Source organism: Streptomyces sp. NPDC053426, from assembly GCF_055585405.1.
In genome coordinates, this window is sequence record NZ_JBVJKE010000001.1 from 106,564 (window position 1) to 126,498 (window position 19,935).

Genomic DNA, 19,935 nt, shown 5'->3' on the forward strand with positions numbered 1-19,935 from the left:
GTTAGCCCAACCGGCGAGGAGGCCGTCCGGGGACCGGGGGGCATGTCGGCCGGGGTCCGGCCGGGCCGCGGGCGGGTGCCCCTCGGGGCGCGGCACCCGCCCGCGCACACCGGACGTCACACGGACGGCCCCGGGGCCGGGACGTACTCGAACCAGTCGAAGGCGACCGCGCCCTCGGTGGCGTACATGCCGATCACGCGGCCGGTGAAGCCGCAGGCGACCTCGGTGGACAGGTAGCGTCCGTCCAGTTCGGCGAGCGGCCGGGCGTCCGGGGCGTCGGGGTCGCCGAGCCAGAAGGCGATGGTGTCGGGGCCCGTGGTCCCGCCGTCGGTGAGTTCGGGCGACGCGGGCACGAGGCCGGCCGTCCGGATCGTCACGGTGAGGGGCAGCGGCCCGGCCGGAACCGGCCGGCGGGCCACGGTCTGGCGCAGCGGCCCGATGCGGGCGACGACGCCGATCTCCCCGTTCCCGACCTCCAGTTCGTAGTGGTGGGCCTCGTCCAGACGCACGCAGAGACCACCGCGTCCCCCATCCGGGTCGATCATGGCGGTGACGCGGCAGTCGTGGTGCTGCTGGCGGCGGCCGACGAAGGTGTACCCGGGGCGGTCGAGGGTGGGGCCGGTGGCGTCGAGGACCAGCCGGCCGGGGCGCTCGGTGAGCGACCAGGAGCCCTCCGGGCGGGCGAACGGCGAGATCCAGTGCGGCGCGAGGGCGGGCCCGTCGAAGTCGTCGCGGGCGGGCGGGGCCGGAACGGGATGCCAGGCACCGGCCGGGGCCGCGTGGCTCTCGGGAACGGGCGCGACGACGGGCCAGCCGTCCTCGTCCCACTCCACGGGGGTCAGGAACGTCTCGCGGCCGAGCACGTGCACGTCGGGCGTGAAGCCGCGGGGGCGGACGCCGAGCAGCACCATCCACCAGCTGCCGTCGGGAGCCTCCACCAGGTCGGCGTGGCCGGTGTTCTGGATGGAGCGGGCGGTACCGCTGTGGGACAGCAGGGGGTTGGCGGGTGCGCCCTCCCAGGGGCCGCGCGGCGAGCGGCTGCGGGCCACGGACACGCTGTGGCCGCGTTCCGTGCCGCCTTCCGCGATCAGCAGGTACCACCAGTCGCCGATGCGGTAGAGGTGCGGCGCCTCGGGGAACTTCAGGCCGCTGCCCGACCACGTGGCGAAAGGCCCCTCCAGCACCTCGCCCTTGACCGGGTCGATCCTGGCCATGTTGATGCCCCCTTCGGGGCCGGAGAAGGCGCACCAGCAGGTGCCGTCCTCCTCCCACGCCAAGTCGGGGTCGATCCCGGAGAGTTCGATCCACACCGGGTCGCTCCACGGCCCCTCGGGCCGCTCGGCGGAGACGACGAAGTTGCCGCCACCGTCGATGTTGGTGTTGATGACCCAGTAACGGCCGTCGTGGTGGCGGATCGTGGGGGCGTAGAGGCCTCCGGACGCCTTGGCGCCGGGGAGGGGCAGCGGCAGTTGTCCGGGCCGGTCCAGCACGTTGCCGATCTGCTCCCAGTGCACGAGGTCCTTGCTGTGGAAGAGCGGCAGCCCGGGGAAGTACTCGAAGCTGGAGCACACCAGGTAGTAGTCGTCACCGACCCGGCACACGCTCGGATCGGGGTGGAACCCGCTGATCACAGGGTTGTCGTACATATGCACGTGAACGTCTTCCCTTCGAGCCGCCGGGCGCCGTGGAAGCGAGTCTAAAGGGCTGTTCCCTGACCGCTGGTCACAGGTCGGAGATCTCGCCGTGGCTGGTGTGCTCACGGCGTCGGTGCCCTCCTGGACAGCCTCGTTCACCGGGCCGAGCCCGCGCCGGTTCGGCAGGCCGGTCACTGCGCTCCGGCGTGAGGGCGCGCGTCCGGTGCGCCGGGGCCGGCCCCGGAGTCCGCCGCCGGAGGACCGCGTGCTCCTGGTCGTCGCGTACTGGCGGACGAGCCTGACCCCGCGCCAACCGGCCCCACCGTTCGGGGTGTCCGAGTCGGCACCCCGGCACCCGGCTCGTCGTCGCGGTCGGCCGGCCAGGCGCGGGCCGACGACGTCCTGTGGTTCATCGACGATGCGTCGTGGGCGGTTTCGGGAGGAGGGCGGGACGCGCTCGCGCAGGAGTGCGGAGCGGGCCTCCCTGTCACCGGCAGGGGTTCGGAGCGGCAGTCCGGCCGGGTGTCCGCGTCTCCGTCGGGTCCGGGGTATTGACGCCTCGTGAAACAAGTCAATAGTTTCAGTATCTTCGACTCACAGCCCACGACCCGCACGGCACCGCGCAGCCACGTCATCCGGTTCACCGGCGGCATCGTCGTCCCCACCCGTACGGCGGGGCCGGTCGACGCGGAGACCGTCCGCTTCTCCGATCCGACCGCTCGTGCCGCGAGCCGGTGGCCGCGATTCCGACAGGAGGGATCACCCATGGGCCGCCACAGCCGGCTCCGCCGCATCCAGCAGATGGATCCGCAGCGGGACTTCGAGCAGATCTACCGGTGGATCGTCCACTACGAGTTCCCCCGCGACTATCTCCACGGGACGTCGATCGCGTTCCTGCGCGACTTCGGCGTCCCGCGCGTCTCCCGGCTCCTGGACCGCACCCAGGAGTTCGAACGTGCCGGCCAGAAGCGGTACGACGACACGGTGCTGATCACGTACGAGATGGTCCGCGAGGGGATGGACTCGGAGCACGGCCGGGCGGCCGCCCGTCACCTGAACCGCATCCACGGCCGTTACCGGATCCCCGACGAGGACTTCCTCTACGTCCTCGCCACCACGGTGGTGGGGCCGAAGCGGTGGATCGACCGGTTCGGCTGGCGGCGCCTGTCCGAGCAGGAGACCGAGAGCCTGGCGCTGGTGGGCCGGCGGATGGGCGAGATGATGGGCATCCCCGGCGTGCCCGACACCTACGCCGCGTTCGAGCGGCTCCACGACGACTACGAGCGGGAGATGTACGCCTACGACCCCGCCAACCGCAGGGTCGCCGCGGCCACCCTGCGGATTCTGGCCTCCTGGTACCCGGCCCCGTTACGGCGGCCGGCGTCCCGGATCGTCCTCGCCGTCCTGGACGAACCGCTGCTGACGGCGCTCGGCTTCCGCCCGCAGCCGCGCTGGGTGCGGGCCGCCGTCCACCGCGGCTTCCGCGTACGGGCCGCGCTGATCCGCCTGCTGCCCGGACGGCCGGAGTGGTTCCCGCGCAAGCCCAAGGCGCGCACCTACCCCTTCGGCTGGACCCTGGACGACCTGGGTCCGCACTGGGCGCACTCCCGCCCGACCGTCCCGCTCCAGGACGAGACACCGCCGGAAGGGGACCCCGTTCCGGTGCGGCCGTCCGCCTCCCGTGCTCCCCGTCAGAAAACCCGATGACCGACACCACCCCGGCCACAGCACCACGCGCCGCGACCTTCACCACGCACTCCCCCGCGACCGGCGAGCCGATCGCCGATCACCCGGTGGACGGGCCTCAGGAGGTCTCCCGCGCCGTGGCCCGGGCCCGGACCGCCCAGGCCGGCTGGGCCGCGCTGCCCGCGTCCCGGCGCCGTGACCACCTGCTGCGCTGGAAGAAGGCGCTCGCCACCGGCCTGGACGCCGTGGCCCGCACCATCGCCGAGGAGACCGGCAAGCCGGCCGGTGACGCCGCGCTGGAGGTCGTCCTCACGCTGGAGCCTCTGGGCTGGGCCGCCCGCAACGCCGGACGCGTGCTGCGCCGGCGGAAGGTGGGCACGGGACTGTTCACCGTCCACCAGCGGGCCTCGCTGGTGCACCGGCCGCTGGGCGTGGTCGGCGTGATCGGCCCCTGGAACCACCCCCTGTACACGCCGATGGGCTCCATCGGTCACGCCCTGGCCGCGGGGAACGCCGTGGTCTTCAAGCCGTCCGAACTGACCCCGGGCACCGGGGTCCTGCTGGCCGGGCTCTTCGACTCCGCCGTACCCGGGCATGCCGGGCTGCTCACCACCGTCACCGGCGCGGCGCCCACCGGGGACGCCCTGGCCCGGTCCGGGGTCGACAAGCTGGCGTTCACCGGTTCGCCGGGGACGGCCCGCAAGGTGATGGCGGTGTGCGCCGAGACGCTGACGCCGTTCCTCGCCGAGTGCGGCGGGAAGGACGCGGTGATCGTCACCGCGGACGCGGACCTGGACGCGGCGGCCGACGCGATCGTGTGGGGCGCGCTGAGCAACGCGGGGCAGACCTGCGCGGGGGTGGAACGCGTCTACGCGGTGCGTGAGATCCACGCGGCACTGTGCGAACGGGTGGTCGAGCGGGCCGGGGCGCTGCGTCCGGGTACCGGGGCGGACGCCTCCTACGGCCCGATGACGCTTCCGGGCCAGGTCGCGGTCGTCGAGCGGCATGTGACCGGTGCGGTCGCGGCGGGTGCGCGGGCCCTGCTGGGCGGGCCCGAGTCGGTGCGCGCTCCGTACGTCGCGCCGGTGGTGCTGACCGGCGTTCCGGAGGACGCGGCGGTGATGGCGGAGGAGACCTTCGGGCCGGTCGTGGCGATCAATCCGGTGGCCGACGTGGACGAGGCGGTGGAGCGGGCCAACGCCTCGCGTTACGCCCTGGGGGCCGCGGTGTTCTGCCGCGGTGTTCTGCCGCGGCGGGCGCGCCGGTGCGGCGATCGCGGCGCGGCTGCGCGCGGGGGCGGTGTCGGTGAACTCGGTGCTGGGCTTCGCGGCGGTGCCTGCGCTGCCGTTCGGCGGTTCGCGGGACTCCGGCTTCGGGCGGATCCACGGGGAGGAAGGGCTGCGCGCCCTCACCTCCGTGCAGTCGACGACGGTGCAGCGGTTCACCCCGCCGATCGCGCTGACCTCCTTCGGGGTTCCGGCCGCCACGCGGGAGCGCGCGGTGCGGCTGGCGCGGGCACTGCACCGGCGCCGCTGAACGGCCGGGCGGCGTCCCGCCGGCCGGGACCGCCCGAGCGGACGGTCCCGGCCGGTCAGGCATCCAGCAGCGGGGCCAGGTAGCGGCGGGCGAAGGCCCGGGCCTGGTCCTCGTCCTCCATCTCGATGCAGCTCGCGGGGTTGAGCAGGAAGGACACGGCCACCCGCACCATCAGCTCGGCGACCGGACGCGGGTCGTCGTCGGGACGGCCCTCGGCCTGCTGCGCGCGGCGCAGATGGACCGTCAGGTACTCGACGGTGGCGGAGAGCGAGGAGCTGCCCTGCACGGTCAGGTAGGGCAGCACCACCTCGGGTTCGAGGCGCAGCAGGCCGCCGAAGAGCGGATGGGCGCGGGTGTGGCGCAGGGCGACCACGAACCCCTCGACGACCCGCTCCTTCATGGTCGGCAGCGCCGCCACCGCCGCGTCCAGCCGCTGGAAGAAACGGCTGAGTTCGCGCAGCAGGGTGTCCTCGACCAGCTTGTCCTTGGTCTGGAAGCGCCGGTAGACGGTGACCCGGGAGACCCCGGCCCGCTTGGCGACGTCGTCCACGGAGGAGCGGCGCAGCCCCAGCAGGGTGAACTGCTCCAGCGCCGCGTCGAGGATCCGCAGTGCCATGCGGTCCTCCGGCTCCGGCCGGTCGAGGGCCCGGGCGAGCCACGAGTCGTTCGTGTCAGTTCTCATGGTGCTCCTCACGATACCGGCGAACACTCCCCCGGGATACGAGGAAACATCTATCGTATCTCTGTAACCCACTTGTCTGCCCGACCCTGACCGAGCCGCCGACCGGCGCCCGGATCCCGGAGGACCTGATGGGCAGTCGACTCACCGAGGAACAGGCCGCTTTCGCCGCGGCCGTGCGCGATTTCGCCAAGCGCGAGTGCGGTACCTGAGAGCAGCGCGAGGCGTCGGCGGGGGACGGCCGCGAGGCCCACCACCCCGAGTTGTACGGAAGGCTCGCCGAGCTGGGCTGGCTCGGGGTGTGCCTGCCCGAGGAGTACGGCGGCTCCGGCGGCGGACTGGCCGACGCCTGCCTCTTCCTGCTCGTCGGTCCGGCCGATGTCGCCGGTGGCCAGCCGGCCGTCGGCGTCCAGGGCGGACCGCACCGGGCCGTCCGGCCGGAGGTAGCCGGAGAACACGGACGAGCCCCGCACCAGGATCTCGCCGTCCTCGGCGACACGGATCTCCACGGACTCCACCGGGCGTCCCACCGAGCCGAGCCAAAAGCCGGTCCTCGGGCTGTTGCTGGTGGCCACACCGGTGGTCTCGGTCAGTCCCCAGGGGTCCATGATGACGATGCCGAACCCGGCCCAGAACCTCACCACGTCGACCGACATCGGCGCCGACGCGCTGGCCGCCCAGGTCACCCGGTCCAGACCGCCCGCGGCCAGCAGCGGTACCCGACGTGCTCACGGGCGGCCTCGAACGCCCGGTCGATGACCGTCCGTTGCTCGGCCGGCATCAGCGAGAGGACGGCCCGTACGGCGGCGGGCAGTTTCTCCCAGATCCTCGGCACGCCGAAGAACTGCGCGGGGCGCACCTTGCGCACCGCCTCGCCGACGCGCGTCGGACCGGCGCAGAGGTGGACGTGCGAGGCACGGTGGCAGGGCGGGCAGATGCCCGGCATCCGCTCGGCGATGTGGGCGAACGGCAGGTAGCAGATGTGCTCGACGTGCGGGGGAAGCTCCACCACGGCGTCCAGCGCCAGGGCGTTGGACATCACCTCGCGGTGGGTGAGGACGACGCCCTTGGGCTCGCCGGTGGTGCCGGAGGTGTAGACGACGGTCAGCGGGTCCTCGGGGCGGGCGGCGGCCCGGTGAGCATGATGGTGGGGTCGGCCCCGGAGACCGCGGCGGAGACGACCCGGGCCCGCGGGGCCGGGTCGTGACGCCCGTCGGCCTCCTCGCTGCCGATGGCGACGAGCGCGGCGCCGTCGACGATGCCGGAGGAGTTGCCCGCGTGGTGGACGTGGTCGATTCGCTCCACCCAGTGGTACTTCTGCAGGGCCACCCGCGTCGAAGCCGCCCAGCTCGCCGGTGTCCGCGAAGGACGGCTTCAGCTTGGCCAGCGAGTCGGCCGTCGTGCCGGGCCGCAGGTGCTCGTCCCGGTCGAGGACCAGCCGCCCGTTGCGGTCCCGCACCGGGACGACGGACCGCTCGAAGCGTCCTTCCTTCCAGGCCGCGGCGGCCCGCTGATGTCCGGGGCCGGACGGAACAACCGACGTCCCGGTGCCGGGTTCTCGGGGGTCACACCAGTCGCGGCCTCCCTCCCCCTGTGGTTTTCCGCAGGGTCGGTACTGCGGAAAACCGCAGAAGGTACGGCGGTTTCCCTCGTACTCACGGCATGGCGACCGGCCTAGCGTTTTTTCCGCCGGGCCAGCCGGCATCCAGGAACCGACCCGCACGAGCGGAAGGACGCACCATGCGAAGGAAACCGGCGACGGTACGGATCGCGCGATGGAGCGCCACACATCCGTGGTCCGCCATCGGCCTGTGGGCCGTGTTCGTCGCCGCATGCCTCTTCCTGGGCGGGGCGGCCGGCACGAACGCGCTCAGCGACGAGGAGTCGGGGGTCCGGGAGTCCGGCCTCGCCGGCCGGATCGTGCACTCCGGCGACTTCCCAGAGAAGGCCGAGGAGAACGTGCTGATCACCGCCGCGGACGGCGGAGCCCTCGACCCCGCGGCGGCCCAGGACGCGGCCGCCGACGTCACCCGGCGGATGAAGGCCCTCACCGGGGTGGAGAGCGTGGGCCGGCCCGTCACCTCGCCGAACGGCAGGGCGCTGCTGGTCCCGGTCACGATGAAGGGCGACACCGAGAACGCCGACCGGCGGGTCCAGCCGCTGCTCGACGCCGGCGCGGCGACCGAGGACGCCCACGAGGGCCTGCGGGTGGAGCAGGTCGGCACGGGCTCGACGGCGAAAGGGCTGTCGGACACGCTCGGCGAGGACTTCGAGCGGGCCGAGCTGATCAGCCTGCCGCTGACCTTGCTGATCCTGCTGGTCGTCTTCGGGGCGGTCATCGCGGCCGGCGTGCCCGTGGTGCTCGCGCTCTCGTGCGTCGGCGCGGCCATCGGACTGTCCACGCTCGCCTCCCACGTGCTGCCGGAGACCAGCGCGGTGAGCAATGTCATCCTCCTCATGGGCATGGCCGTGGGCGTGGACTACTCGCTCTTCTACCTCAAGCGCGAACGCGAGGAACGGCGCACCGGGAAGTCCCACGTCGACGCGATCGAGATCGCCGCCAAGACCTCGGGGCACACCGTCGTCGTGTCCGGAACCACGGTGATCGTGTCGATGTCCGGTCTCTACCTGGCCGACGAGGCGACCTTCGCGTCCCTGGCCACCGGCTCCATCATCGTCGTGGCGGTCGCCGTGCTGGCGTCGCTCACCGTACTCCCCGCCCTGCTCGCCAAGCTGGGCCGCTGGGTCGACAAGCCGCGGGTGCCCTTCCTGTGGCGCCTGACCATGCGCTCCGGCGAGTCGCGGGTGTGGCCCGCGCTGCTGCGCCCCGCGCTGTCCAAGCCGGCCGTCACGCTGGTGACGTCGGTGGGCGCGCTGCTCCTGCTGGCCGTGCCAGCCCTCGAGATGAACCTCAAGCAACCCGGCTCCGACGACCTGTCCCGGGACATCCCCGTCGTGCGGGCGATGGACCGGCTGACCGAGGCCTTCCCCAGCAAGGGCACGGTCCACAAGGTCGCCGTCCGGGCGCCCGCCGCACGGGCCGGCGAAGTGCGGAGTGCCCTGCGGAGCCTGCTCGAACGCACCGCGGACCACGAACTGTTCGCGCACGACACCACGCCGCAGATCAAGGAGTCGGCCGACCACCGGGTGCACACGGTCGACGTGGGCACGCCGCACCAGCCCAAGAGCGCCGGTGCCCGTGACTCCCTGGACCTGCTGCGCGACTGGCTGCCGCGGGCCATGGCCGATGTGCCCGACGCCGAAAGCGCGGTGGGCGGCAAGGTGGCGCAGGGTGCCGACTTCACCGCGCACCTCAAGGAGCGGATGCCCTACGTGGTGGGCTTCGTCCTGCTGCTCACCTTCGCCACCATGGTGCTGATCTTCCGGTCGGTGGCCGTGGCGCTGTCCGCCATCGTGCTCAATCTGCTGTCCGCGGCAGCCTCGTTCGGTGTGCTGGTCGTGGTCTTCCAGCACACCTGGGCGGAGGGGCTCCTCGACTTCCACAGCTCGGGCGCGGTGGTCTCGTGGCTGCCGCTCTTCCTCTTCGTGGTGCTGTTCGGGCTGTCGATGGACTACCACGTGTTCGTGGTCAGCCGGATCCGCGAGGTCGCGTCCACCGGTGCCTCGACCAAGGAAGCGGTCCGTCAGGGCATCACGCGCTCGGCCGGCGTGGTCACCAGTGCGGCGGTCGTCATGGTCGGAGTGTTCGCGATCTTCGGCACGCTGAGCATGGTCGAGTTCAAACAGCTCGGCGTGGGACTCGCGGCGGCCATCCTGCTGGACGCCGTGGTCATCCGGATCTACGTGCTGCCGGCGCTGATGACGGTGCTCGGCAAGTGGAACTGGTGGCCCGCGGGCATACCGGGCGGCGGCCACGGGCCGTCGGACCGCGTCCGGCACCGGGCGGGGCGGGCGGCGACCGCCGCTCACCGCGCCGGGGAAGGGAACGAGTACGCGTCCTCGCACCGCCGGCGGCGTTGAGTCATCCGGACACGTACGGGATCACGCACGGAAATCGAGGACGGAAATCGAGGACGGAACACACCATGACAGAGCAGTGGAACGACAGAACCCCCGGAGTCGTCCGGCTCCCGTCAGGACGACTCGTCCGCGGACGGGGGCTGAGGAACGGACTTCCGGAGGGCCAGGTACCGACGCTGGCCGTATACCTGACGGATCACCGGCCCGCGGCGCAGCCGTGGGAGAGCCGGTGGATCCGGTGGCGGGACTTCTGGCTGCCCTCCGACCCCGACGACGCGTTGCGCACGCTCCGGCTCGTCCATGAGCGCGGGCTCGGCGAGCGGGTCGAGGTCGCCTGCGGCGGCGGTGTCGGACGCACCGGAACGGCACTGGCCGCGATGTGCGTGATGGAGGGCATGGAACCCGGTCAAGCGGTCAAGTGGGTCCGGCAGCACTATCGTTCACGGGCCGTCGAGGTGCCCTGGCAGCGGCGGTTCGTCCGCCGGGCCCACGCATCCGGCGCCTTTGGACCCCGAGAGCCGTAGCCGGGTCCGTGGGTCAGGGCCCGGTACGGCGGGCCGTGGTGAACGGCGGCGCGAGACGGAGGTGCGCGCGGCGCCCCGGCCCCGACGGGTCGGGCCGGGGCACCGCTGCCTTGCCGAACGGGCCGTCAGTGGCCGGCGGTGACGCCGGAGAGTTCGTTCGTGCTCTTCGGCAGGGTCACCGACGCCAGTTTCTCGCCGGTCTCGATGTCGACGGCGTGGAGCCTCCGCTCGCCCGGTTCGGAGACGTACGCGGTGTGGTCGCGGACGAAGAGGGTGGGCCGGGGCTGCTGCCAGTCCAGTGGTTCCTGCCACGCGTCGACGACGGGGATCTCCTTCTCCACCTTGCCGGTCTCGGGGTCGATGACGTGGAGGGTGCCGTTCGTGCCGAGGACGAGTGCCTCGCCGTGCGGCCCGCGTCCGAGTGAGCGGAAGGAGTAGCTGGTGCCGAGGTCGACCAGGCGCAGCTTCGCGGTCCTGGTGTCGATGAGGGAGATACGGGTCGGCCGCTCCAGCTCGGCGTCCGGGTCGGTCTTGTAGTCGCCCAGGAGGACCGGTGACGCGTCGCTGCCCGCCTGGTTGCCGATGCGGCCGTAGTCGTCGGGGGCGTCGACCTTGGTGAACTCGCCGTCCTTGTAGATCAGGACGCCGTCCTCGCAGCCGACGGCGACGGCCTCGCCCTGGGCCGCGGCCTCGCCGTGGACGCCGGGGCAGTTCTCGCTGCGCGCGATCTCCTTGTCGTTCTTGTCGAGGACGAGGGCGCCGGTGCGCTTCTCCTCGGTGCCGAGGGTGGTGAGGAGTTCGCCGTCGCTCAGTTCGATGGCGACGCCGTGGTGCGCCTCGGCGGAGGTGTAGGTGCGTCCTTCCGGCTTCTTGCCGCCGGCGAGGTCGGCGGGGTCGAAGACGTTGACCTCTCCGGTGCCGTCGGTGAAGAGCACCGTCTTGCCGGCGTGCCGCACGACGTGTCCGGGCTTGGCCCCCTCGTAGGTGATGCCGGTGAGGGTCTGCCCGGCGGCGTCGAGGACGCGGAAGCCCGCGTCGGTGGAGACGATGACGTGGTCGTCGTCTCCGGCGGGGTTGACCCGGTTGAAGCCGGGCAGCTCGATGGTCCCGGTGAGTTCGAGGCTCTCGCCGTCCAGGATGTACAGGCCCCCGTCGAAGGTGGCGACCAGCGGGTCCTTGACGTCGCCGGCGGGTGTGGTGCCGGGCGTCGCCTTCGCCGCCTTCGTGTCGGACGAGGCACCGTCCCCTCCCCCGCAGGCGGTCAGGACCGCGGACACCGCGAGGGCGAGAGCCGTACCGGAGACGATTCTGCCTCGTGTCTTCCTGTTCACTGTGTGTGTTCCCTTCCGGCCGCGCGGGCGCGGCGTCGGTGTGGTGGTGGGTGGTGGGTGGTGAGTGGTGTCGGCCGGTCGTGCCGGCCCCGGCACGGTGGCGCGGGTTCAGCCGGTGGTCAGGCCGTCGGTCACGGCCTCGGTGTTGGCGCGCATCATCCGCAGGTAGGTGTCGGCGCCCCCGCCCTCGCCGGTCAGCGACTCGGAGTAGAGCTCGACGACGCGTACCTCGCCGCCGAGTTCCGTGCGCAGGACCTCGGCCAGGCGGGTGGGCCGGGAGGAGTCGGCGAAGACGGTGCGCACGCCCGCTTCGCGCATGGCCTCGGTGAGTGAGCGCAGGTCGGAGGAGCTGGGCGAGGCCAGGGTGGTGCCGCTGGGAACGACCGCGCCGATCACCCGGAAGCCGAAGCGGTCGGCGAGGTAGCCGAAGACGTGGTGGTTGGTCACCAGGGCGCGCCGGTCCTCGGGTATGCCGTCGAAGGACTTCTCCATCCAGGTGGTGAGGTCGGCGAGTTGTGCGTCGTAGCGGGCGGCGTTGTCCCGGACCGCCTCCTCGTCCACGCCGTCCACGTTCTCGATCACCTGGTCGGCGATCAGACCCGCGGCCCTGCGCACGCGGTCGGGGTCGGTCCAGAAGTGCGGGTCGGGCTGCCCTGCCTCCTCCTCGGGGCCTCCGTCGGCCTGCTTCCGGAAGGTGAGGGGGTCCACCGCCCTGCCGGTCTCGAAGGTGGTGACCCCTGACTCGTGGGCGGCCTCCACGTGCCGCAGTACGTTCTCCTCCAGGCCCAGGCCGTTGTAGACCACCAGGTCGGCGTGTTCCAGTTCGGCGGCCTGCACGGCCGACAGGCCGAAGGAGTGCGGGTCGGCGTTGGGCTTCATCAGTACGGTGACGTCGGCCTCGTCGCCGACGACCTCGCGGGTGATGTCGCCGAGGATGTTGGTCGTCACCACGACTTGGGGCCGCTCGTCGCCGCTCGTGCAGGCGGTGGCCGTGCTCGCGCAGACGAGGGCGATCAGGGCCGCCGGCAGGCGGCGCAGCCGCAGAACGGTTCGCCTCGGTGTCGTCATCGTCCGGTCTCCACCATCAGCGCCGGCTTCATGTCCAGGTCGAAGGTGCGGGCGACGCGCAGGCTGTCGTTGTAGTCGATCTCGTACACGCGGCTGCCTTCCGGGTCGTTGAGGTAGGCACGGCTGCGGTCGACCTCGATCACGGGTCCGTGTCCGTCGGTGCCCGCCCGCAGGTCTCCGGTGAGGAGCCGCTCGGTCCGGGCGACCGGCTCGCCGGTGGCGATGTCGTAGCCGTGCAGCGCCCCGTCGGTCTCCAGGACGAGCAGCGGGGAGCCCTCTCCGGCGGTGTTGGCGGCGACGACCGGACCGGTCTCCACGCGGGTCCACGCGCGTTCGGTGACGTCCAGCACCCACACCGCCCGGTCCCCGGCCGGCGCGGTGAGGGTGTCGCTGCCCGCGCGGTGGCGGAAGGACGACGCCCGTTCCCCCGCGGGCAGGTCGCGGTCGTACGGGATCCTCTCGGCCGTGAAGGCTCCGTCGTCCTCGTGGATCAGCAGGGCGCCGTCGGCGCAGCCGAAGACGACACCGCGCCGGGTGACGGCGTCGCCCGCCGGGTCCTCGCAGGTGGCGTCCGGGGACGCCGCGCGCCCGCCCTCACGGTCGTACACCGCGACCTTCGGCGTGCTGTTCCCGTCGCCGGTGAGGGTCAGCAGGTGCTCCGCGTACGGCACCACGGCCCCGGCGTGGGTTCCGGGGAGCGTGCGGGGGGAGCCGGCGCGGCCCTCCTCCAGGTCGGCCCGGCGGTGGATCGTGGCCCGGCCGTCCTCACCGGTCACCGCGGTCACGGCCGCGTCGCCGCGCACCCGCGCGCCCGAGCCCGCCGGGAACCTGCCGGCGTCGCGTATCGCGGCGCGGTAGTAGTGCACGTGGTCGCCGTGGTCCACCGTCCAGGTGCCGGCGTCGAGGACGCGGGTGCCGTCCGGGGTGTGGAAGTAGCCGAACCTGCCGTCCGTGGTGAGTTCCGTGGTGCCCGTCGTCCGGGGCTCCTCGTGTGTCCTGCCGGTGATCAGGTCCAGTACCCGGGTGTCTCCGGTGCCAGGGTCGTTGAGCACCAGTCGTGACTGCTGCTCGGCTGCCTCCTGTGCCCCTTCGACGTACCCGTGCGGGGTGGCGGAGGCCGTGGAACTCGCTTTCGGGGAGGACGTGTTGTCGTCCTGCCCCGCGCAGCCCGCGGTGAGCAGCGCGAGGGCCACGAGCGCGGCCGGCGCCCCGGCAGTGACGTTTTTTCGGACGAACAAGAACATCGCCTCTCAGGTCTTTCTCAGTCGGTCGCCGGCGGACGGATGCCGGCCGGGCGTGTGCGGCGGTGGCGGATGCCGGATGCCAGGTGGGAGAGGAAGAACAGGCTCACGGCCAGGGCGGAGACGGTTGCGCCGGCGGCGGTGCCCAGGTGCCAGGACAGCAGCAGGCCGAAGAAGGTGGCGGCCACGCCGAGCAGCGCCGCGAGGGCCATCACGCCCCGCACGCCGCGCGCCCAGGGCAGCGCGGCCGCCGGCGGGGCGATGAGCAGGCCCAGCACCAGCAGCGTCCCCACGATGTGGAAGGAGGCGACGATGGCCAGCGCCAGCAGGCCGAGCAGTACGGCATGGGCCAGGCGCGGACGCAGCCCGAGCGTCCGGGCCTTGCGCGGGTCGAACGCCAGGGCCAGGAAGGCACGGTGGCCGAGGGCCGAGACGGCCAGGGCCAGTACGAGGGCCGCGCCCAGCAGCGCCAGGTCCTGTTCGCGCACGGCGAGGACGTCACCGAAGAGGAAGCCGGTCAGGTCCACCGCGAAGGACTGCGACCGCGACACGATGATGACGCCGAGCGACAGCATCCCCACGAACAGCAGCCCGATACCGGTGTCCTGGGACAGCCGCGGGGTGCGGCCGAGGGCGGTGACACCGGCCGTCATGACCGCCGCGCTCAGCAGCGCCCCCACCATCGGGTTGCCGCCCAGCAGCGCGGCGAGTGCCACCCCGGGCAGCAGCCCGTGCGACATGGCGTCGCCGAGGAAGGCCATCCCCCTCAGCACCACCCACGTGCCCGCCAGGGCGCAGATCGCCGACACCAGGATTCCGCCCCACAAGGCGCGTTGTACGAAGGTCGCCTCGAAAGGGGCTGTCAACCACTCCATGCGAGCACACTACAATGAAAATCATGTTCAAAGAATCCGGCCTCCCCTCCGCCGCCCCCGAGGACACGACGTTCCGCATCCGCTTCACCGAGCTGTCCGCGGGCTACACCGGCCACCCGGTGCTCCATCAACTCAGCGCCGCGATATCGGCGTTGGCCACCACCGCACTCGTCGGTCCGAACGGCAGCGGGAAGTCCACCCTGCTCGGCGTCCTGGCCGGAGTGATCCGGCCCACAGCGGGCGAGCTGCACCACACCGGCAGCCGGCCACCGGCGTTCGTCCCCCAGCGCGGCGCGGTCGGTGACGCACTGCCGTTGACGGTCCGGCAGACCGTGGAGATGGGACGCTGGGGCGAACGCGGCCCGTGGCGCCGGCTGACCCGGCGGGACCGCGCCACCGTGGACGCGGTCATGGACCGCATGGGCATCGCCGACCTGGCCGCCCGTCAGCTCGGCGACCTGTCCGGCGGACAGAGGCAGCGCGCCCTCATCGCCCAGGGGCTCGCCCAGGAGTCGGACCTGCTCCTGCTCGACGAACCGACCACCGGACTCGACCCCGAGGCCAGGGAGCGCATCGCGACGCTGCTGACGGAACTGGTCGCCGACGGCGTGACCGTCGTCCACGCCACGCACGACCTGGACGCCGCCCGCGCGGCCGACGCCTGCCTCCTGCTGCGCGAGGGGCGCCTGGCGGGGCAGGGACGTCCCGGCCAGGTCCTCACCCCTTCGACGCTCACCCGGTTCTGGCAACCGGCCTGAGACGTCGGCGGGCCCGGGGGCTTCCGGCGCCGCCGTGGTGGGCGCGGACCTGCCGCGCCGTACGGCCCGCTTCGGTCGTCATCCGGAGACCTCCGGCAGACGCCCCCGGCGAGAACCGCGCTTGACCTGAACCGGACTTGAGCTTCTACGTTCGTTCGCAGCCGCGGGAACCGGCCGGCGGTGTCTTTTGAGGAGGTCCGTCATGACCGAGCGCGCAGCCGGCACAGCCGGCATCGAGATCCCCGACCGTTACCGCCATGCCGTGGTCCCGCACATCATGGTCGACGACGCCGCCGCGGCGATCGACTTCTACCGGCGGGCGTTCGGCGCCCACGAGGACTTCAGGATCGACGCTCCCGGCGGCGGGATCCTGCACGCCGAGATCACCGTCGGGCGGTCGGTGCTGATGCTGGGCGACGCGAGCGTGGACGAGGCGGAGGCCGGGTCCTTCGCCGCGCCGGCCGCGCTCGGCGGGGGCACCTCCGTCACGCTGCACGTCTTCGTGCCGGACGTCGACAGCCTGGCGGAGCGCGCGGAGGCGGCCGGCGCCGAGATCCTCCAGCCGCCGACCGACATGTTCCACGGTGACCGCACCGTCATCCTCAAGGACCCCTCGGGCCACATGTGGGTCTTCCTGACTCACCTGGAGGACGTCTCGGAGGAGGAGCTGCGGCGACGCCTGGCCGCCGCCGGGTGACCGCTCCCCCGGCTCAGGTCCGGTCGTCTCCCGTGCGGCGGCGGACGAAGTCCACGGTGCGGGTGAAGCAGTCCTCGACGTCCGTGTCGGTCAGGCCCACCCAGAGGTGGTCGCCGCCGTCGAGGAGCCGCAGGCCGGGGTCGTGGCCCGCCGCCCGCAGGGCTTCGGCGAGGCGGACGGACTGCCGGGCGGGGACCAGGGCGTCGTCGGTGCCGTGCAGGATCAGGAAGGGCGGCGCCTGGGGGCCGACGTGGGTGACCGGGCTGGCGTCGCGGGCCGCGTCGGTCCGCTCCGCCGGGGCGCCGCCGAGCAGCAGTGCCTCGAAGCCGGCCGGGTCGTGGGGGTCGTAGGCCCCCTCGGGGTGGTCCTCGGCGAGTGCGGGCAGGTCGGTGGGGGCGTACCAGGTGACGCAGCCGACGACGGTGCCGGCGGACCGGGTGAGGGCGGTCAGGGCGGCGAGGTGTCCGCCGGCCGACTCGCCCCACAGGACGGTCCGCGCGGTGTCCAGGCCGAGGTCGGCGGCGCGGGTGCGCAGCCAGGTGAGGCAGGCGGCCAGGTCGTCGGTCTGGGCGGGGTGGGGGGCCTCACCGCTGAGGCGGTAGTCGGGGCAGGCGACGGCGAACCCGGCCCGGACGAGCCGGGCGAAGGGGCCGGGGTTCCAGTGGCGGAAGCGGGGGCCGAGGTCGTCGCGCAGGCCCGTGCGCCAGGCGCCGCCGTGGACGAAGACCACGACCGGGAGGGGTCCTGCGGCATCCTGCGGCAGCCACAGGTCGACGGTCAGCGGGCGGCTGCCCTCGGGGACCGCGTAGACGGCGCCGCGCAGCAGCCGTACACCGTCGGCGGGGTGCGCGGGGTGCGGCAGGGGCAACGCGGCCGGGTCGGGCGGGGCGAGCAGGTGGAGGGGGAACGTCACGGTGGATGCCTTACGTCAGCGGGCCGTACGGGGCAGGATGCGGCGGGCGTTGGCGGTGGTGAGCGCGCGCCAGCCGGTCGTGCCGTCGGGTGCCGGGGCGGCATCCAGGCCGGCGACATGGGCCTCCACCCCGGCGGCGGGGGTCCAGCAGTGGTCGCTGCCGTACAGGAGGCGGTCGCTGCCGACGAGGTTCAGCAGGGCGGGGAGCTGGCGGGGCAGCGCGGGTCCCGCGAGGTCGTAGTGGAGGCGGCCGAGCTGTTCGACGGCGCCGGGGGCCTCGGTGCCCTCGGGCATGAACATCCTCATGAAGCCGTCGATGCGGTCGGCCAGCACCGGCAGGGCGCCACCGCAGTGCGGCACGATCACCGTGAGGTCGCGGTGGCGGTCCAGCGTCCCGGCCATGAGCAGGTCAGTGACGGTGCGGGCGGTGTCGAAGACGAACTCGATCATCGGGCGGGGGCGTCCGAGGGCGGACCGCTCCCAGCACACCGGGGACGTGGGGTGCAGGAAGACGACGGCGCGGCGCCGGCCGAGCTCGGCCCATACGGGCTCCAGGTCCGGGTCGCCGAGGTAGGTGCCGTGGGTGTTGGTCTCCAGGATCACCCCGTCGGCGTCCAGGGTGTCGTAGGCGTACGCGATCTCCTCCAGGGCGCCGTCGACGTCCGGGAGGGGCAGCGAGGCGAACAGGCCGAAGCGGCCGGGGTGGTCGCGTACGGCCTGGGCGCCGGCCTCGTTGACCTCGCGGGCCAGGTGGCGGGCGGCGGTGTCGTCGCCGAAGTGGACGCCCGGCGAGGAGATCGAGAGCATCGAGGTCTCGATGGAGCAGCGGTCCATCAGCTCCAGGTGCGCGGCCGCCGACCAGGCGGGCCAGGCGGGGACCCCGTCGGGGAGTTCGTGTCCGGCCTCGCGGGCCCGGCGGACGTAGGAGTCGGTGAGGAAGTGGGCGTGGACGTCGAGGTATCCGGGGGTGTCAGGGGACACGGGGGGTTCCTTCTTCTGCGGCGGACGGATCTTCTGCGGCGGACGGAGGAGGGGCGGGACGGCGCCGGGTCGGGCGGTGGCGTACGGCGGTGGCGGCGCGTTCGCCGAGCACGATGCCGGCCAGCCCGGTCAGGCCGAGGAGCGGCGGGGCGGGTGAGGTGAGGTCCAGCGCCCAGTACAGCGCGCCCATGAGCAGACCGGCGGCGAAGGAGAGGCCGGCCTTGCGGAGGAAGCCGCGCGTGGCACCGGCGGCGCTCACAGGGTCTCCAGCACTGCCTGGCCCAGCAGCATGCCCAGCAGTCCGGCCAGCGCGACGGGGGGCGGTGCGGGCGACTCGACCCGCACCAGCACGTAGGCCACGCCGACCAGTGCTCCGGCGAGCAGTGCCTTCAGGTACGGCATGGGGCGCTCAGCTTCCGGTGCGCCACTTGTGGCCGGGCAGGAAGTTCACGTCGTACCGCTGCGGCACGGTGCCGAACTTGTGCGGCTCGGGGACGAACGGCCGCTGGGGCAGGCCGAGTTCGTCGGTGGGGGTGCCGAGGTTCTCGAAGAACCGCTCGAAGGTGCCGCCGGGGCCCGCGGCCACGCCGACGATCCGGCTGTGGTGGCGTTCGATGCGGTAGGCGTGCGGGCAGTTCTTGGGCACGAACCCGAAGTCGCCCGCGGTGAGCAGTTTCTCGTGCTGCTCGCCCTCGAGGTCCTCGACGAACAGCCGTACCGCGCCGTCGGTGATGTAGAAGACCTCGTAGGTGTCCGGGTGGGAGTGGGCGGGGATGATGTCGCCCTTGGGGCCCTCGCAGGTGAAGAAGTTGAAGGTGTTCTCGGTCTGCTCGCCGCCGGCGTAGACGGTGAACAGGTCGGTGAACAGGTGGGCGCGGTCGCCCTTGCCCTTCTCGACGAAGTACGGCTTGCCCGGCTCGGGCGGGATGTGGGAGCGCTCGCGGTAGCGGGTGGCGAACTCGATGGTCATGGTGATCCTTCCCGTTGAAGAAGAAGTCGATGAAAGAAGAAGGAGGAGGAGGGACCCGGCCGGGGCGTCGGCGGCTCGCCCCGCGCCCGTCGCGGCCCGTGCTCCTCAAGCTAGACCGGCCGGGAGGGACGGCCTACGTACACTCGGGCACGCGATGAAGGAAAACGGACAGTTCCCCGCGGGCCGTGGTGCGGCCGGCGTCCCGGCCGTGTCGTACCGGCCGACGCCCGGCAGGCCACCGGGTCTGGAGGTCCTCGACCTGCCGGGACTCGCCGCCCGCGCCGTCGAGCGGGGGCTGCCCCTCACGGTGCCCGGACGTCCGGCGTTCCACGTGGTCGTCGCGGTCCGCGGCGGGCGGCTCGCGTGCTCGGTGGACTTCACCTCGTACCCGCTCGCGCCGGGTGACTGGCTGTGGGTGTGGCCCGGGCAGGTGCTCCAGTTCCCCGACGGGCACCGGGGCTGCGACGCCACCGTCCTGGTCTTCCCCACCGGCTTCCCCAGCGCCGCGACGGACGCGCTGATCCGGGACGGCGCGCACGTCCCGTACCGCCTCGTCACGCCGGACGGGCCGCGGCAGGCGGCCCTGCTGCGGTTCCTGGACGCCCTGGTCGAGGAGCACGCCGCACTGTCCGACCTGCCGCTGGAGGCGTACATCGAGACGGTGCGGAACCTGCTGTCGGTGATCCTGATCCGGCTCGTCCATCTCGCCGACCCGCGACGGCAGGGGCGTTCCGGCGGCGGCGAGCCGTTCCGGCTGTTCCGTGAGGCCGTCGAGGAGGACTTCCGCCGGACCCACCGGGTCGAGGACTACGCCGCCCGGCTCGGTTACAGTCCGCGCACCCTCACCCGGGCCACCCGGGCGGCACTCGGCTGCGGCGCCAAGCGCTACATCGACGACCGGGTGCTGCTGGAGGCCAAACGTCTGCTGATCCACAGCTCGCTGCCGCCCGCCTCCATCAGCGAACAGATCGGGTTCACCTACCCGACGGTCTTCAGCGCCTTCTTCCGCCAGCACACCGGCATGACGCCGACCGAGTTCCGGTCGCTGACGAAGCCCTGAA

Annotated in this window: 17 protein-coding genes and 5 pseudogenes; 9 read left to right on the forward strand and 13 right to left on the reverse strand. The window is 72.8% G+C overall.

Going from position 1 to position 19,935, the window contains the following annotated elements:
* Positions 1-116: 116 nt before the first annotated feature.
* Positions 117-1,646, reverse strand: coding sequence for a glycoside hydrolase family 43 protein (locus ACZ62B_RS00445; RefSeq protein ID WP_344560069.1), 1,530 nt, complete (start codon positions 1,644-1,646; stop codon positions 117-119).
* Positions 1,647-1,743: 97 nt separating this feature from the next.
* Here ACZ62B_RS00445 and ACZ62B_RS00450 point away from each other — a divergent pair.
* The 3 genes and pseudogenes from ACZ62B_RS00450 to ACZ62B_RS00460 all read left to right on the forward strand — a co-directional run.
* Positions 1,744-1,977: pseudogene (locus tag ACZ62B_RS00450) on the forward strand (helix-turn-helix domain-containing protein); the annotation flags it as partial.
* A gap of 422 nt (positions 1,978-2,399) precedes the next feature.
* Positions 2,400-3,341, forward strand: a complete 942-nt coding sequence (locus ACZ62B_RS00455; RefSeq protein WP_468882315.1) for an oxygenase MpaB family protein — start codon at positions 2,400-2,402, stop codon at positions 3,339-3,341.
* Positions 3,338-4,856 (forward strand): annotated as a pseudogene (locus ACZ62B_RS00460) (aldehyde dehydrogenase family protein). Before ACZ62B_RS00455 ends, ACZ62B_RS00460 begins: the two are co-directional and overlap by 4 nt.
* Before the next feature lie 55 nt (positions 4,857-4,911).
* On the opposite strand, the gene ACZ62B_RS00465 reads toward ACZ62B_RS00460, so the two are convergent.
* Positions 4,912-5,538, reverse strand: a complete 627-nt coding sequence (locus ACZ62B_RS00465; RefSeq protein WP_344559918.1) for a TetR/AcrR family transcriptional regulator — start codon at positions 5,536-5,538, stop codon at positions 4,912-4,914.
* 128 nt (positions 5,539-5,666) lie between these two features.
* Here ACZ62B_RS00465 and ACZ62B_RS00470 point away from each other — a divergent pair.
* Positions 5,667-5,897, forward strand: a pseudogene (locus tag ACZ62B_RS00470) (acyl-CoA dehydrogenase family protein); the annotation flags it as partial.
* Here ACZ62B_RS00470 and ACZ62B_RS00475 read toward each other — a convergent pair.
* Positions 5,898-6,661, reverse strand: a pseudogene (locus ACZ62B_RS00475) (AMP-binding protein); the annotation flags it as partial.
* A pseudogene (locus tag ACZ62B_RS00480) lies at positions 6,649-7,048 on the reverse strand (thiolase family protein); the annotation flags it as partial. The pseudogenes ACZ62B_RS00475 and ACZ62B_RS00480, both read right to left, overlap by 13 nt.
* Before the next feature lie 227 nt (positions 7,049-7,275).
* On the opposite strand from ACZ62B_RS00480, the gene ACZ62B_RS00485 reads away from it, so the two are divergent.
* Entirely contained in the window at positions 7,276-9,516 is a 2,241-nt protein-coding gene (locus ACZ62B_RS00485; RefSeq protein WP_344559919.1) for an MMPL family transporter, read from the forward strand.
* 65 nt (positions 9,517-9,581) lie between these two features.
* The gene (locus ACZ62B_RS00490) at positions 9,582-10,040 is read left to right on the forward strand and encodes a protein-tyrosine phosphatase family protein (protein WP_344559920.1); all 459 of its coding nucleotides are present in this window, start codon (positions 9,582-9,584) and stop codon (positions 10,038-10,040) included.
* A 125-nt stretch (positions 10,041-10,165) separates the two neighbouring features.
* Here the strand turns inward: ACZ62B_RS00490 and aztD are convergent, their stop codons facing one another.
* From aztD to aztB, 4 genes are all read right to left on the reverse strand, one after another.
* Positions 10,166-11,371, reverse strand: a complete 1,206-nt coding sequence (aztD, locus tag ACZ62B_RS00495; RefSeq protein ID WP_469689009.1) for a zinc metallochaperone AztD — start codon at positions 11,369-11,371, stop codon at positions 10,166-10,168.
* 108 nt (positions 11,372-11,479) lie between these two features.
* A complete protein-coding gene (gene aztC / locus ACZ62B_RS00500) occupies positions 11,480-12,439 on the reverse strand; it encodes a zinc ABC transporter substrate-binding protein AztC (protein WP_468882307.1) in 960 nt (319 codons plus the stop codon).
* Positions 12,436-13,683 carry a hypothetical protein gene (locus ACZ62B_RS00505; RefSeq protein WP_469689011.1) on the reverse strand — a complete coding sequence of 416 codons (1,248 nt, stop codon included), beginning with the start codon at positions 13,681-13,683 and terminating at the stop codon, positions 12,436-12,438. Before ACZ62B_RS00505 ends, aztC begins: the two co-directional genes overlap by 4 nt.
* 17 nt (positions 13,684-13,700) lie before the next feature.
* Positions 13,701-14,555: a zinc ABC transporter permease AztB gene (gene aztB, locus ACZ62B_RS00510; RefSeq protein ID WP_469689013.1), complete on the reverse strand. Its 855-nt coding sequence runs from the start codon at positions 14,553-14,555 to the stop codon at positions 13,701-13,703.
* A gap of 14 nt (positions 14,556-14,569) precedes the next feature.
* Here aztB and aztA point away from each other — a divergent pair, with 14 nt between their 5' ends.
* Positions 14,570-15,313 carry a zinc ABC transporter ATP-binding protein AztA gene (gene aztA, locus ACZ62B_RS00515; RefSeq protein WP_469689015.1) on the forward strand — a complete coding sequence of 248 codons (744 nt, stop codon included), beginning with the start codon at positions 14,570-14,572 and terminating at the stop codon, positions 15,311-15,313.
* Positions 15,314-15,515: 202 nt separating this feature from the next.
* Positions 15,516-16,010, forward strand: a complete 495-nt coding sequence (locus ACZ62B_RS00520; protein WP_469689017.1) for a VOC family protein — start codon at positions 15,516-15,518, stop codon at positions 16,008-16,010.
* Positions 16,011-16,023: 13 nt separating this feature from the next.
* Here the strand turns inward: ACZ62B_RS00520 and ACZ62B_RS00525 are convergent, their stop codons facing one another.
* From ACZ62B_RS00525 to ACZ62B_RS00545, 5 genes are read right to left on the reverse strand one after another with little or no spacing between them, the layout of a single operon-like run.
* Positions 16,024-16,923, reverse strand: a complete 900-nt coding sequence (locus ACZ62B_RS00525) for an alpha/beta hydrolase (protein ID WP_344559927.1) — start codon at positions 16,921-16,923, stop codon at positions 16,024-16,026.
* Between the two features lie 15 nt (positions 16,924-16,938).
* Positions 16,939-17,904, reverse strand: a complete 966-nt coding sequence (locus ACZ62B_RS00530; RefSeq protein ID WP_469689019.1) for an amidohydrolase family protein — start codon at positions 17,902-17,904, stop codon at positions 16,939-16,941.
* Positions 17,894-18,163 (reverse strand): DUF1427 family protein, encoded by a 270-nt coding sequence (locus tag ACZ62B_RS00535; RefSeq protein WP_344559929.1) that lies wholly within the window; start codon positions 18,161-18,163, stop codon positions 17,894-17,896. Before ACZ62B_RS00535 ends, ACZ62B_RS00530 begins: the two co-directional genes overlap by 11 nt.
* A complete protein-coding gene (locus tag ACZ62B_RS00540) occupies positions 18,160-18,306 on the reverse strand; it encodes a DUF1427 family protein (protein WP_073937942.1) in 147 nt (48 codons plus the stop codon). The genes ACZ62B_RS00535 and ACZ62B_RS00540 overlap by 4 nt, the downstream gene beginning before the upstream one ends.
* 7 nt (positions 18,307-18,313) lie before the next feature.
* The gene (locus ACZ62B_RS00545; RefSeq protein WP_344559930.1) at positions 18,314-18,874 is read right to left on the reverse strand and encodes a quercetin 2,3-dioxygenase; all 561 of its coding nucleotides are present in this window, start codon (positions 18,872-18,874) and stop codon (positions 18,314-18,316) included.
* A gap of 154 nt (positions 18,875-19,028) precedes the next feature.
* Here ACZ62B_RS00545 and ACZ62B_RS00550 point away from each other — a divergent pair, with 154 nt between their 5' ends.
* Positions 19,029-19,934 carry a helix-turn-helix domain-containing protein gene (locus ACZ62B_RS00550; RefSeq protein ID WP_468723683.1) on the forward strand — a complete coding sequence of 302 codons (906 nt, stop codon included), beginning with the start codon at positions 19,029-19,031 and terminating at the stop codon, positions 19,932-19,934.
* Position 19,935 lies beyond the last annotated feature (1 nt).

Bases quoted from the DNA above. Each gene is read 5' to 3' on its own strand.
- ACZ62B_RS00445 (WP_344560069.1), bottom strand. From the start codon at position 1,646: ATGTACGACAACCCTGTGATCAGCGGGTTCCACCCCGATCCGAGCGTG.
- ACZ62B_RS00455 (WP_468882315.1), top strand. From the start codon at position 2,400: ATGGGCCGCCACAGCCGGCTCCGCCGCATCCAGCAGATGGATCCGCAG.
- ACZ62B_RS00465 (WP_344559918.1), bottom strand. From the start codon at position 5,538: ATGAGAACTGACACGAACGACTCGTGGCTCGCCCGGGCCCTCGACCGG.
- ACZ62B_RS00485 (WP_344559919.1), top strand. From the start codon at position 7,276: ATGCGAAGGAAACCGGCGACGGTACGGATCGCGCGATGGAGCGCCACA.
- ACZ62B_RS00490 (WP_344559920.1), top strand. From the start codon at position 9,582: ATGACAGAGCAGTGGAACGACAGAACCCCCGGAGTCGTCCGGCTCCCG.
- aztC (WP_468882307.1), bottom strand. From the start codon at position 12,439: ATGACGACACCGAGGCGAACCGTTCTGCGGCTGCGCCGCCTGCCGGCG.
- ACZ62B_RS00505 (WP_469689011.1), bottom strand. From the start codon at position 13,683: ATGTTCTTGTTCGTCCGAAAAAACGTCACTGCCGGGGCGCCGGCCGCG.
- aztB (WP_469689013.1), bottom strand. From the start codon at position 14,555: ATGGAGTGGTTGACAGCCCCTTTCGAGGCGACCTTCGTACAACGCGCC.
- aztA (WP_469689015.1), top strand. From the start codon at position 14,570: ATGAAAATCATGTTCAAAGAATCCGGCCTCCCCTCCGCCGCCCCCGAG.
- ACZ62B_RS00520 (WP_469689017.1), top strand. From the start codon at position 15,516: ATGACCGAGCGCGCAGCCGGCACAGCCGGCATCGAGATCCCCGACCGT.
- ACZ62B_RS00540 (WP_073937942.1), bottom strand. From the start codon at position 18,306: ATGCCGTACCTGAAGGCACTGCTCGCCGGAGCACTGGTCGGCGTGGCC.
- ACZ62B_RS00545 (WP_344559930.1), bottom strand. From the start codon at position 18,874: ATGACCATCGAGTTCGCCACCCGCTACCGCGAGCGCTCCCACATCCCG.
- ACZ62B_RS00550 (WP_468723683.1), top strand. From the start codon at position 19,029: ATGAAGGAAAACGGACAGTTCCCCGCGGGCCGTGGTGCGGCCGGCGTC.